This window comes from Olivibacter ginsenosidimutans (assembly GCF_039542865.1).
GTDB lineage: Bacteria > Bacteroidota > Bacteroidia > Sphingobacteriales > Sphingobacteriaceae > Olivibacter > Olivibacter ginsenosidimutans.
On sequence record NZ_BAABIQ010000002.1, the window covers coordinates 93,623 to 105,598 of the forward strand.

An 11,976-nucleotide genomic window follows, 5' to 3' on the forward strand; every position below is an offset into this window, starting at 1 on the left:
GAGCCGCCATTTCAAGCCTAGCCCTTCAAGCACTTGAGGAGCTATCCGCATTTAATAAAGAAATATACTCATCGCTTATGGTTAGTAGTCGTTCTTTATATAAGGCCCCAATAGCTTTTTTAAACGCTTTTTTACTGATTTTAAGGGTTTGGTAAATCTCTTCTGGCGAACTTTTATCACCCAAGGCTAAATGCCCACGGTTTTTCTTTAGTTTATCGAGGATAGCATCTTTCGTGTTTAAAATATGCCCGTATCCCTGTTCTTGTAGGCTTAAGTCGATTTTACCATCATCATAAATTTTCTTGATCCAGCCTTTTCGTTTATTGCCAACACGTAAGTCCTCGAACACTTCATTAGCATATAGCAGTCCAATATACCGGTTATTTATAATAGCATTATAACCTAAGTCGGTTTCTTCACCTATTAAGAGTTCTACTTCCTGTTTTTCTTCCAAAGGATGGGTTTCCCGATCAATAAATTTATGAATTTTGGTAGAGCCAACCAGATGGTTATTTCCTTCATCTAGATAAATATACACGACATAGCTTTTTCCTTTTACCATGGGCCATCGCTGTTCTTTCTTCGGTATAAAAAGATCCTTCTCGATACCCAAATCCATAAAAACACCTACTGCATTTTCGTCCACAACTTTTAAATAAGCGAATTGATCAGCCTCAGCATAGGGTCTTTTCGTAGTAGCACTTAATTGTCCACTTTTGTTGGTGTAAACGAATACCGCTAATTGATCCCCTTTCTTCAAAGGGGAAGAAGAATCAGTATCAGAAAGGTTAACCTGGTTTTCGCCATCCGAAAGGGTGCAGTTCAATTGATTGATATCCGTAACGGTTAAGGTATTTATTTTGCCAATTGCTATCATGATATAATATTCCTTTATTCAATTTTATAGGCGATAACGCAATTCTTGAAAAAGGTAGGCAAATATAGCATATGCGATTGATTGTCGAACGTAAAATCTGCCGTATTTATCTTTTCTTTTCTAGTATCTAACAGCATATGTACGGCTCCATCTTTTGGCACATGGTATAGTACACCTGCCCAGCAGCTTACTAGAAAGTCATTCCCATAATGTTGCAAACCATCGGTAGATTTTTCCATACCTTCCGCTATTTTAGAAACTTGCTGGGTTTGATTTGCCTTATAGAGTGTACCGCTATCTAAGAAATAAAGATCAGAACCATCAGCAAGTACGCCATTGGGGTTGACTAGATGTGCTAAAAAAACGTGAGCTTTTCCCTGAGCTACCTGATATATTGTCCCTCCCTTTGAGTCGGATACAAAAACATTTCCCTGTGCATCGACCGTAACGTCGTTCAACATACCTGCTTCTGGGAAGGGAAGGCGTTGAATTATTTTTCCATTCTTCGTATTGATAATGACCAGTTCTTTCAGATCAGCTACGTAAAGTTTATCTTGAAACAGTCCAAGTCCTTTAGGGGAATTTAATCCTTTCGCCCAATCTTTTTGAATGATCTTGCCATTTAGATCAAGTTTAGCAATGCCACCATTACCATCTAATGCAGCGGCATCACCCTCGCCAATTAAACTGACATAAAGCGTGTTTGTCTTTTGATCTAATAGAACAGATTCTGGGACAGGTAATTCATCTGTTTCCCATACCTTTTTCAGCTTAGGTTGTGCATAGGCTATGCTCCCCAACAAACATAGGGTAATCAGTGTAGTAAGACGATATACGGTCATAATCAATTGTTCATGGTATTTGCTATCAACAAATATGGAATAAAAATGTTTTATTCGTTAAGCGCTTGCTTATCTAGCGCCCGCTGTCATAAAAAAGTGTAGACAAGGGCTACGATTTGTCTGAATGCCCTAAATGTTTAGTCGGACTAACTTCATCCCTAATAAGCTGTTTTAGTTGTTTTATTTCTGGAAAACCACCGTTTTTTTTTCGATCGTACAACGCACGATCAGCAACAAAAATCGTATAGCGCCCGCTAACCGCACTTGGTTTTAACAATACTCCTTCTACTTCATCGGTAAACCTCGTTAAGATTTCTTGCGCCATATAGGCTGCTCGTAACAACCATCCACACTTTGGGCAATATTCAATAGTAATTATGGGTTTCATGCGTAAAAATTATACGTGTTTATGGTAATCATGCAACGGTTATGCCGTTTTTTTGCAGCAAAAAATATTTTATACGTCCAAGATAATAAAATTTATTTTTTTGAGTTTTATTACTTAAATAATAGTCACTAGATCGGTTTTTTTTCGGTTGCTATTATTTTATTTAACTGGTTATTAACATGTTATGTGTTTGTTGTTTTAAATAAAAAATGAAACACTTATTTTCGCACAACTTTAATGGAGGGTTTTCTTGCTTAAAGTAGAATGTTCTTACTTAGTGGTAATGCAGAACTAAACTTCTAGTTGCATTGTAATTGTAAAGAACGATTGTGTATTCTTAAAGTAGTAATATGATAGGAAAAAACATTCGAACAATACGTTCAGTCGGATCTAAAGCTTTATTTCTGGCACTTTTATATGTTGGATGTGTGCATACATGTTTAGCACAAAATAAATATATAAATAATCACAAGTCTATCGCCGATTCACTTTCAAAGGTCTATGGGATACCTTCAGCTGTTATATTAGGTGTAGCCGTTATAGAGTCTGGCAATGGAACAAGCCGTAATTCAAAATTATTGCACAATCATTTTGGTATTGTCGGGTCAAATACATTGAAACAGACACACGGCATCAAAAGTAGGTATAAACAGTACAACAATTCAATGGCCTCGTTTATACACTTTTGTAAGTTGATTTCGGATAAGTATTATTACGCCAAACTGAAGGGCTCGGCAGATGCTTCAAAATGGATAGATGCCATAAGTAGATCTGGTTATTCTACACAACCACAAACATGGAAAGCACGTATTTTAAAAACCATCTCCAGATACAATTTATGATTTAGGTATTTATGAATGCCAATAAGCGCGTATTCTTTTTTGTCTTATTAAGCCTAATCCTGTATCTACTTGCTTCATACCTTACATTAGCTTACAAGAAAAGTTGGAGTCCTTTTGATCGTGTTAATTTATTGTCCGAGATTGTCCCCAATCAAACCGCTGGAAATAGCGGGCATGGAGCGCATAAACCTATTGAACTCCCTCCAGACATTGATCCAGCAGACACCCTCTTAGCCAATAGTTTGGCTGCCGACACCGATACAGTAAGTAAGGTCACGGTAATCGATACAACGCCTACTGTTAAACCTAAAAAGGTGGTCCCCTTAGTTCCTTTAGCTGAAAACCTAAAAAGTAAGGATATCCTATTTTTTGCAGCAGATAGCACACAGGCAGCATTAGCTCGATTTGCAGAAAAATTGGCGGCCTTGAAAGCGGGAGAGAAGCGTAAAGTGCGTATCGCCTACCTAGGCGATAGTATGATCGAAGGCGATTTATTATCGCAGACCTTACGTTCACTCATGCAAGAAATGTATGGTGGAAAAGGCGTAGGATTTATTCCCATAACCTCTCAAGTGGCACAGTTCAGGCGTACAGCGACCAGTACGTTTTCCAGTGGCTGGAAAGACATTAATTTTAAGAATACCAAACAGAAAAATCTTTTTTTATCTGGCCACGTATTTTACTCTTCCGGTGAAGATTGGGTAAAAATAAGAGATAATACGACGCGCGACACCACTAATCTTGGAAAGTATATTTTTTATGGCGTAAGCAATGATAGCTCGGTGGTGTTAGCTAATAAGCAACGGTTTCCGTTAAAAGGAAAGGCACTGTTTAATCGCGAACGGCTATTGAATGATAAAAGTAGATCCATTACACTTTCTACGAATGATAAGAGTCTGCCTATATATGGGGTAAGCTTTGAGTCGGAAAGCGGAGTTATTATTGATAATTTTTCGTTTAGGGGAATTTCAGGATTAGAGTTCGCGCGGATCAATCCGGAACTTCTAAAAGCCATTGATGAACATAACCCATACGATCTCGTGATTTTTCAGTTTGGGGTAAACGTATTATACAATCCCGATGAAACGAATTTCAATTGGTACAAACGTGCAGCGATTCCAGTAGTTGATAAAATGAAACGTTGTTTTACCAAAGCTGATTTTCTGATCGTGGGTACAGGCGATCGCGCTTTCAGGTATCCAGAAGGCTATCAATCAGCTGTTGGAATTGAAGAACTGATCAAAGTGCAGGCGGCCTTGGCTTCGCAAACATCCAGTGCTTTTTATAGTTTATATTCGGTAATGGGAGGGAAGAATTCCATGGTAGATTGGGCTACACGTTCGCCTAGTTTGGCCAACAAAGATTATGTGCATCCTAACGCTTTGGGAGCGCGTATTTTAGGCAAGCACCTATTTGAAGCCATTAATAAAGACGTACATAAACTGGAGGCACAATAAAAGAATTGGAAATAATGGAATGGAGATTAAACTTGCCTTCGATAGAAATTGATTTTCAAGCATTAGTGCAGCTGTTTCTTTACGATCCCAAAAATCCGTTGCTTTTCAATAACGGCTTTTTTGTTTTCTTCTTTGCCTTTTTTATCATTTTATATTACCTGTTTAGAAACCACTACGCTATTCGGCGTTATATTTTCTGTGCCTTTTCACTCTATTTCTTTTATAAAGCCAGCGGCTATTTTGTCGCTTTGGTTGTGATTTCGGCCTTGGTCAATTACCTATTGTCACACGCTTTATATAAACGGAGAGCCCAGGCATATCGATCGCTTATGCTCTTGTGTTGCATTTTTTTTAACTTGGGTGTTCTATTTTATTTTAAGTATACCAATTTTTTTATTGCTACTGCCAATCAATTTCTCCATACCCATTTTAATACCTTAAACATTTTGTTACCTATCGGTATTTCATTCTATACTTTTGAAAATCTTAGTTATAACATTGATGTTTATAGACGGGATTTTAAACCAGCCAAAAGATTTAGCGAATATTTACTGTTTTTATCTTTTTTTCCGAAGTTGATGATGGGTCCGATCGTACGGGCGCATGATTTTGTGCCACAGATCAATAAACCTTATTATTTAAGCAATTCGGCATTCACTACTGGATTTTACCTGATTATTTCAGGATTGATCAAGAAGCTAATCATTTCCGATTATATCACCTTAAATTTTGTAGACTATGTATTTGATGATCCGTTACGGTATACTGGTTTGGAAAATTTATTCGCTGTTTACGGTTATGCAATTGTTATTTACTGTGACTTCAGTGGTTACAGCGATATTGCCATAGGAATTGCGAAATGGTTGGGGGTTACTATCCCCCCCAATTTTATGTCGCCTTATCAGAGTAAAGATATTACCGAATTTTGGCGTCGGTGGCATATTTCCTTGTCTTCTTGGCTGCGCGATTACCTGTATATTCCATTAGGTGGTAATCGGAACAGTACCATTGGTACATGGCTTTTTTGTAGTTTATTTTTTGTTGCCATTTTTTTTGGCAGTAAACACCTACTTCATTTTAGTAATCAGTATGCCGGTATTTTATGCGGGACGATTTTCATCATATTATTGATTCCAGGGATTGTAAAATGGAAATTTAAGGGAGTAGCGGCCAATATGAATTTGTTGACAACCATGTTACTAGGGGGTTTTTGGCATGGTGCAAGCTTTAATTTTTTGATTTGGGGAGCATTACACGGAATTGCATTGGCCATCCATAAAATATGGATGTTGCTAACTGGAAAATGGATGGATGGTTTAAAGAATACGTGGGTTTATCAAACACTTGCTGTCTTGTTGACGTTTCATTTTGTTTGTTTCTGCTGGGTGTTCTTTAAAGCCCGCGATTACGATACGGCCTTAGTGATGCTAGATAAAATTGCCCATAAATTCACCTTAAATGTTTGGCAAGGTTTTTTTGGAAACTATAAAACCGTATTAGGCATGATGGTACTGGCCTTGGGCATCCATTTTATCCCTGATAATTTAGCTGGCAGAACTATTGAAAGGATGGAGCGTGTTCCTCTGATTGCCTATATTTTGGTATTTTTTATCTTTTTACTGTTGTATGGTGTATTTAAATCTGCTGAACCGGTAATGCCTATTTACTTGCAGTTCTAATATCTATTGGCTGAAAATCTTGCTGCTGTTGCTCGACAAAGTTATTATATCCTGTAGCTAGTGCATCAAATAATAAAGCGCCCTGCATACTATAGGCTTTTTGTTGATAATGAATTTTATCGGCCTGTAATAGCTTGTTTTGTAACCATGCTTGTGAAGAGCCAGAGCCACCGGTAATTTCAAACAAATCCCATACCGGGATGCCCATTTTATTACAGTAAAATTTTAAAGCTAAATTAAGTCGCTCAATCATTGGATTGCTACGTCCATTTTTAAAGGATTCGGCGGTCGTAGTAATTAAAACTGCTGCATTCGGATTTATGGTTTGGATTTTGGCAATCGTTTCCGATACCTGGCCAATATAATGCTCTTCTGTCATGCCGTTATAGAAGGCTTCATTGGTCCCCATAGAAAGAATATAAAGGTCTGCATTCAGCTCAGGCAATTGCTCCCAGAATAATGGCTCTTTATTATATTGTTCATATTGGGCGCCATTCACGCCGATGGTGTGGAATAATACACCTGCTGCATCTTTTTTCTCCAAGGAGGCACCAAAGAAACTGGGAGCACTCGCTAAGGATTGGACACTAAATCCAGTTGCCGGATGTTCCAATATAATTTCTTTTGTTTCAGCAGGTAATGTGGAGCGTTGTTCTACGATATGCGTATTGGGTGCACGTCCGATAGGACTGACATTCCATCTTCCTTTTCCTACAAATAGCTTAATACAATCAAATGACTGTATCTGATCATTTATATTCGGTTTTAGTGAAATGCGAAAACTACCTAAACCACTTGTCTTATTTAGCGCAAAGCCAGCAATGCCTATTGCGGCTTTTGTGGGTAGTTGACTAATTTTATGGTATGACCAACGGGTAGGTGTTGAACTGGAAACATCAAAGGGTCCATTTGTACGAGCTACCTGATAGGGGAAAACTAATCCACGGCCAGCATCACCAAAAAAATCCTGTAATCCGGCCCGTACTTCACGCGAAATCAAATCCGGCTGAATATGCGAGTCGCCAATTTGAACAATGTTTACCCGATTAATTTTACCCGTTTTTAAATCCCATAGCTTTTGATAAAATAACGATAGGCCTTTGCTATTCATAATGCTATCTTTTGTGGGATGAATAAAGGGATATGAGGCCTGATAACGCCGGTCTGAAATTAGGCTATATGCTGCGGAACGGTCAATTGTTGGATGTTTTTTTTCTTTTGGAGCGGTGGTTAGGCCTAATGTTCCTACTGAAAGGAATAAAAAATATATTAGTGCAAGGTAATTCATTATGTATGTCTTGTCTTTTTCACTATAGCTTAAACGGCAATATCGCCCGTTTTGGTATCAAACAACCATAGCTTTAACACAAAATTTTGACAAAGATAATAAAATTAAATTATTCAATTGGTTGATTGCCAATTGAAAACATTTTTTCACACAGGTGTCTTTATGGAAAATGTACAATACCGTAATCTTATAGATAAAGAAATTTATAAACGTTAATAAACCTTTAAGCTATGTTAGGCCCTAAATTAAGCATTTTATCAACAGTGTGGTTAGACCTCATTTTTGATGGTAGAAACAAACTTTATGGTGCGTATATCATTCGCAAAAACGCCAAAGTCGATCTTACAAAGGCCCTTTTTCTTGGAGTATTGCTTTTTCTTTCCATGATTTTAATACCGGCCGTATTCCAGCGAATGGACAACCCCTCTGATCGTATGGATCAACTAACGGATCCCGTTATGCTGGAGAACTTCCGTGTATTCCCTAAAGAAGAGCCCGTATTAAGCCTACCGCCGGCAACTTCGGTGAAGTCGCGTGAAGATAAAGTTCGTTTGTTACCCCCTAAAGTAGTTGCAAACAATCAGGTAACGGATGAACCACCAACGTTAGATGCGCTAAAAAAGGCATCGCCCGGACCAGCAACAATAACGGGCGATCCAACAGCACCAATCGCGATCGATGCGGTAACCAGCGATATCGGGGAAATGGAAGCAGTGACGGAAGATGGGGGAGAGTCGGCAATTTTCGTCGGTGTAGAAATAGCACCGAGTTTTCCCGGAGGCATGAAAGCTTTCCTTGACTATGTAGCAAAAAATTATAACTATCCCGCTGCGGCGAAAGAACAGGGAATTAGTGGACGTATAATCCTTTCCTTTATTGTTGAAAAAGATGGTTCCTTAACCGACATTGACGTCGTAAGAGATTTGGGCTTGGGAACAGGTGAAGAGGCTGTACGACTACTACAAAGCGCACCAAAGTGGAAGCCTGGTATTCAAAATGGCCGACCGGTACGTGTTCGCTATCAATTACCCATTGCTTTGCAGATGCAGTAATAACGAAAAAAGCATATTTTCTTACGCACTAAAACAGACTTGTTTGACGACAGAATTTTTAGTATATTACCAACAGGATATTGTTTTAAAATACTAAAAAGAGCGTTATGAAGAAAAAGTCAACTTTCAAAAGTTTCTATTGGATAGCAAGTATCCCCATTTTAATGGTGGGGTACTTGTATTTATTCACAGTGGTTGTAGAATGGTTACGTACACCTTCAGATATAAAGGTTTTGGAGGGCGTACTACTGTTCAGCATTTTGTTTATGAGTTTAATAAAAGTAGTTCAAATTTTTAAAAGCAACGCGTATGAATAAAACTAAACAAATCATTATTTATGGTGTAATTGGCTTTTTTTTAATATTAATCTGGATGACCTGCAATACACGTATAGATGCTGGTAATGAAGGAATTTTAGTAAAGCTTTACGGTACCGATAAGGGTGTACAGGAAGTAAGTTTAGTAACCGGAAGAGTCTGGTTTAACCCTTTTACGGAAGAGGTGCATGAATTCCCAATTTATGTACAAACCATAGATTATCATGAGTTTACCGTAAACGCAAAGGACGGGTCGGTATTTACCGTTGATCCTACCTTATCTTTTAAGGTAAGAGAGGGCAAAAGTCCGGAAATCTTTCGAAAATACCGTAAAGGAATTCAGGAAATAACACAAACTACATTATTCAATTATATTAGAGATGCTTTCCGAATTGAATTTAATAAATATACTACAGATAGCATTATTAGCAATAGAGAGCATTTTGAAACGGCGGTACAGCAAAATATGGAGCATGTTTTAACGAAAGAAGGCTTTCAGTTGGAACAAATGACTTCCGGCATTAAATATCCGGATGCCATTACGCAGTCGGTTGATGCGAAGAATAGGGCCGTTCAAGAAGCAATGCAAGTGGAAAATGAACTAAAGGTTGCACAAGCAAGAGCGAAAAAACTTATTGTGCAGGCAGAAGCCGAAGCGCGCGCTAATGACCTGAGAAAACAATCATTGAATTCTCTACTTATTCAACAACAGTTTATTGAAAAATGGGATGGAAAAACACCTATTTATGGAAATGCTCCCGCTTTCTTCAAGGCGGTAGACTAAAGTGACCATTGCCACCGGAGATAATTAAGTCGGTTTGTCCAATGCTACTTTCCAGAATATTAAAGGTAAAGGCTTAAATCGCCTTTACCTTGCCTTAATACCTCAAAATCACCGGAAGTACAATCAACGATGGTTGAGGCTTCGTTATCACCGTAACCACCGTCAACTACCAAATCAACTAGGTCTTGGAATTTTTCGTGAATTAACTCCGGATCAGTAGCATATTCCAATACCTCATCGTCGTCGTGAATTGAGGCAGAGACAATAGGATTTCCTAATTCCCGTACAATTTCACGTGCGATATTATTATCCGGAACCCGTATGCCCACCGTTTTCTTATTGGAGCTCATCAATTTTGGAACTTGGTTACTGGCATTAAAAATATAGGTAAACGGACCGGGTAATGATTTTTTCAATAGCCGAAAGGTTGCCGTATCAATGGGCTTGGTATACAAGGCTATATCTGTTAAATCATAGCAGATAAACGAAAGATTGGCTTTTTCGGGTTTTAAGCCCCTAATCCTACAAAGCGTTTCAATAGCTTTATGGTTGGTAATATCACACCCTATTCCATATACGGTATCAGTAGGGTAGATGATAATGCCTCCTTTTCTCAACACGGCAACTACCTGCTCTATTGCACGGTCGTTCGGATTTTCAGGATATATCTTAATCAACATCGTTTTTGAGTTCTAAGTTATAAGTTTTAAGTAGCAGAAAGCGAAAAGCTTAAAGTGAAAAGTTAATCTCTTTTGGCCACTGTCACCATTTAGTATATATTGCTTAAACCTTTCTGTAAGGCAAAAAGTTTTCGTTTAGAAAGGAATCTAGTTGTGCGTATCAGTTACGCGTTGCGAGCACTAGCAGTCTGCTATTCATTAGCTAATTATCTCATTGGCTAATTCACGACTCAACTACTCTACTACTTAATGACTCAGCAACTTAAAACGCAGCATTTTTGGGTGTTCTCGGGAAAGGAATCACATCCCTAATATTGGTCATACCCGTAATAAATAATACCAAGCGCTCAAAACCGAGTCCGAAACCCGAATGAGGTACCGATCCGTACCTACGGGTATCCAGAAACCAATCCATATCCTTTGTTGGTATATGCATTTCTTCCATGCGTTGCACTAATTTATCATAGCGTTCTTCCCGTTGTGAACCACCTACAATTTCTCCTATTCCCGGAAATAAAATATCCATCGCCCGTACGGTTTTTCTGCCCTGTTCATCAGGCTCATTCATGCGCATATAGAATGCCTTAATATCCGCAGGATAATCTGTCAATATCACCGGCTTTTTAAAGTGTTTTTCTACCAGATAACGTTCGTGTTCTGATTGTAGATCTGCACCCCAATCTTCAATCAAATACTTGAATTGTTTCTTTTGGTTGGGTTTAGAACGCTTTAAAATTGCTATGGCTTCCGTATAAGTCAACCGTTCAAAATCATTTTCCAGACAGAAATTTAATTTAGCAATCAGATCGAGCTCCGAGCGTTCCTGTTGTGGCTTGGATTTTTCTTCTTCCACTAATCGATTTTTTAGGAATTCAATCTCTTCAGTGCAATTATCCAACGCATATCGGATAACATATTTGAGCAATTCTTCTGCTAAATCCATGTTATCTTGAAGCTCATAAAAAGCCATCTCGGGTTCGATCATCCAGAACTCTGCTAAGTGTCTGGTCGTATTAGAGTTTTCGGCGCGGAAAGTAGGGCCGAAGGTATAAATATTTCCGAAGGCTAAGGCGGCCAGCTCTCCTTCTAACTGACCGGAAACAGTTAAATTTGTAGGTTTACCAAAAAAATCTTCTTTATAATTCACAGTACCGTCTTCAAGCCGAGGAAGATGATCAAAATCTAAGGTACTTACTTTAAACATTTCTCCGGCACCTTCTGCATCAGAGCCTGTAATGATAGGAGTATGCATATAAATGAAGCCCCTTTCATTAAAAAAGCGATGAACGGCAAACGATAAAGCATTTCTTACTTTAAAGACCGCATTGAAGGTGTTTGTCCGAAAACGCAAATGCGCGATTTCCCGTAAAAATTCGAGGCTATGCTTCTTGGGTTGTAAAGGGAATTTTTCAGGATCACTATCGCCAAGGATTTCAATTGCGCTTGCTTTCACTTCTACGCGTTGCCCTTTTCCTAAAGACGCGACCAATACTCCCTTAATGGCCACTGCAGCACCAGTAGTCAATCGTTTAAGTATCTGCTCATCAGTATGTTCAAAATCAACAACCACCTGTATATTACTAATACTTGACCCATCATTGACAGCCAAAAATTGGTTATTTCGGAATGTTTTTACCCATCCTTTAACCGTAACCTCTTCGCCATAGGCCGTACTATTTAAAAGTTCTTTAATCCTTGTGCGTATCATTAGAATAGCAATTTTTTTTATATTATTTAAATGACTATCAGGAGGTTTATTATCCGATAGTC

At 38.4% G+C, this 11,976-nt stretch carries 11 protein-coding genes; 5 read left to right on the forward strand and 6 right to left on the reverse strand.

Features of this window, described 5'->3' with window-relative positions; genetic code table 11:
• Positions 1-25 precede the first annotated feature (25 nt).
• The 3 genes from ABD930_RS01235 to ABD930_RS01245 all read right to left on the reverse strand — a co-directional run bounded on the left by ABD930_RS01235 (position 26) and on the right by ABD930_RS01245 (position 2,107).
• Positions 26-877 carry a CvfB family protein gene (locus ABD930_RS01235; RefSeq protein ID WP_345229857.1) on the reverse strand — a complete coding sequence of 284 codons (852 nt, stop codon included), beginning with the start codon at positions 875-877 and terminating at the stop codon, positions 26-28.
• Positions 878-891: 14 nt separating this feature from the next.
• Complete coding sequence (locus tag ABD930_RS01240) at positions 892-1,719, reverse strand: SMP-30/gluconolactonase/LRE family protein (protein ID WP_345229858.1); 828 nt, start codon at positions 1,717-1,719, stop codon at positions 892-894.
• A gap of 109 nt (positions 1,720-1,828) precedes the next feature.
• Positions 1,829-2,107 carry an Rdx family protein gene (locus tag ABD930_RS01245; RefSeq protein WP_345229859.1) on the reverse strand — a complete coding sequence of 93 codons (279 nt, stop codon included), beginning with the start codon at positions 2,105-2,107 and terminating at the stop codon, positions 1,829-1,831.
• Between the two features lie 350 nt (positions 2,108-2,457).
• Between ABD930_RS01245 and ABD930_RS01250 the strand changes: the two genes are divergently transcribed.
• Genes ABD930_RS01250 through ABD930_RS01260 form a run of 3 tightly spaced genes read left to right on the forward strand, consistent with a single transcriptional unit; the run spans position 2,458 to position 6,085 of the window.
• A complete protein-coding gene (locus tag ABD930_RS01250; protein WP_345229860.1) occupies positions 2,458-2,949 on the forward strand; it encodes a glucosaminidase domain-containing protein in 492 nt (163 codons plus the stop codon).
• Positions 2,950-2,960: 11 nt separating this feature from the next.
• Positions 2,961-4,406, forward strand: coding sequence for an SGNH/GDSL hydrolase family protein (locus ABD930_RS01255; RefSeq protein ID WP_345229861.1), 1,446 nt, complete (start codon positions 2,961-2,963; stop codon positions 4,404-4,406).
• 14 nt (positions 4,407-4,420) lie between these two features.
• Positions 4,421-6,085, forward strand: a complete 1,665-nt coding sequence (locus tag ABD930_RS01260) for an MBOAT family O-acyltransferase (protein WP_345229862.1) — start codon at positions 4,421-4,423, stop codon at positions 6,083-6,085.
• Here ABD930_RS01260 and ABD930_RS01265 read toward each other — a convergent pair.
• On the reverse strand, positions 6,066-7,373 hold the full coding sequence (locus tag ABD930_RS01265) for a GDSL-type esterase/lipase family protein (protein WP_345229863.1): 1,308 nt from the start codon (positions 7,371-7,373) through the stop codon (positions 6,066-6,068). The two genes, ABD930_RS01260 and ABD930_RS01265, sit on opposite strands and share 20 nt — an antisense overlap.
• Positions 7,374-7,603: 230 nt before the next feature.
• On the opposite strand from ABD930_RS01265, the gene ABD930_RS01270 reads away from it, so the two are divergent.
• Together ABD930_RS01270 and ABD930_RS01275 are read left to right on the forward strand one after the other, a co-directional pair.
• Positions 7,604-8,425 carry an energy transducer TonB gene (locus ABD930_RS01270; protein WP_345229864.1) on the forward strand — a complete coding sequence of 274 codons (822 nt, stop codon included), beginning with the start codon at positions 7,604-7,606 and terminating at the stop codon, positions 8,423-8,425.
• Positions 8,426-8,734: 309 nt separating this feature from the next.
• Positions 8,735-9,526 (forward strand): SPFH domain-containing protein, encoded by a 792-nt coding sequence (locus ABD930_RS01275; protein WP_345229865.1) that lies wholly within the window; start codon positions 8,735-8,737, stop codon positions 9,524-9,526.
• Between the two features lie 59 nt (positions 9,527-9,585).
• On the opposite strand, the gene ABD930_RS01280 is transcribed toward ABD930_RS01275, so the two are convergent.
• Together ABD930_RS01280 and asnS are read right to left on the reverse strand one after the other, a co-directional pair.
• Entirely contained in the window at positions 9,586-10,206 is a 621-nt protein-coding gene (locus tag ABD930_RS01280) for an L-threonylcarbamoyladenylate synthase (protein WP_345229866.1), read from the reverse strand.
• A gap of 262 nt (positions 10,207-10,468) precedes the next feature.
• Positions 10,469-11,914: an asparagine--tRNA ligase gene (gene asnS / locus ABD930_RS01285; RefSeq protein WP_345229867.1), complete on the reverse strand. Its 1,446-nt coding sequence runs from the start codon at positions 11,912-11,914 to the stop codon at positions 10,469-10,471.
• Positions 11,915-11,976 lie beyond the last annotated feature (62 nt).

Coding starts and splice junctions, on each gene's coding strand:
- ABD930_RS01235 (WP_345229857.1), bottom strand. CDS start 877: ATGATAGCAATTGGCAAAATAAATACCTTAACCGTTACGGATATCAAT.
- ABD930_RS01255 (WP_345229861.1), top strand. CDS start 2,961: ATGAATGCCAATAAGCGCGTATTCTTTTTTGTCTTATTAAGCCTAATC.
- ABD930_RS01280 (WP_345229866.1), bottom strand. CDS start 10,206: ATGTTGATTAAGATATATCCTGAAAATCCGAACGACCGTGCAATAGAG.
- ABD930_RS01260 (WP_345229862.1), top strand. CDS start 4,421: ATGGAATGGAGATTAAACTTGCCTTCGATAGAAATTGATTTTCAAGCA.
- asnS (WP_345229867.1), bottom strand. CDS start 11,914: ATGATACGCACAAGGATTAAAGAACTTTTAAATAGTACGGCCTATGGC.
- ABD930_RS01265 (WP_345229863.1), bottom strand. CDS start 7,373: ATGAATTACCTTGCACTAATATATTTTTTATTCCTTTCAGTAGGAACA.
- ABD930_RS01240 (WP_345229858.1), bottom strand. CDS start 1,719: ATGACCGTATATCGTCTTACTACACTGATTACCCTATGTTTGTTGGGG.
- ABD930_RS01245 (WP_345229859.1), bottom strand. CDS start 2,107: ATGAAACCCATAATTACTATTGAATATTGCCCAAAGTGTGGATGGTTG.
- ABD930_RS01250 (WP_345229860.1), top strand. CDS start 2,458: ATGATAGGAAAAAACATTCGAACAATACGTTCAGTCGGATCTAAAGCT.
- ABD930_RS01270 (WP_345229864.1), top strand. CDS start 7,604: ATGTTAGGCCCTAAATTAAGCATTTTATCAACAGTGTGGTTAGACCTC.
- ABD930_RS01275 (WP_345229865.1), top strand. CDS start 8,735: ATGAATAAAACTAAACAAATCATTATTTATGGTGTAATTGGCTTTTTT.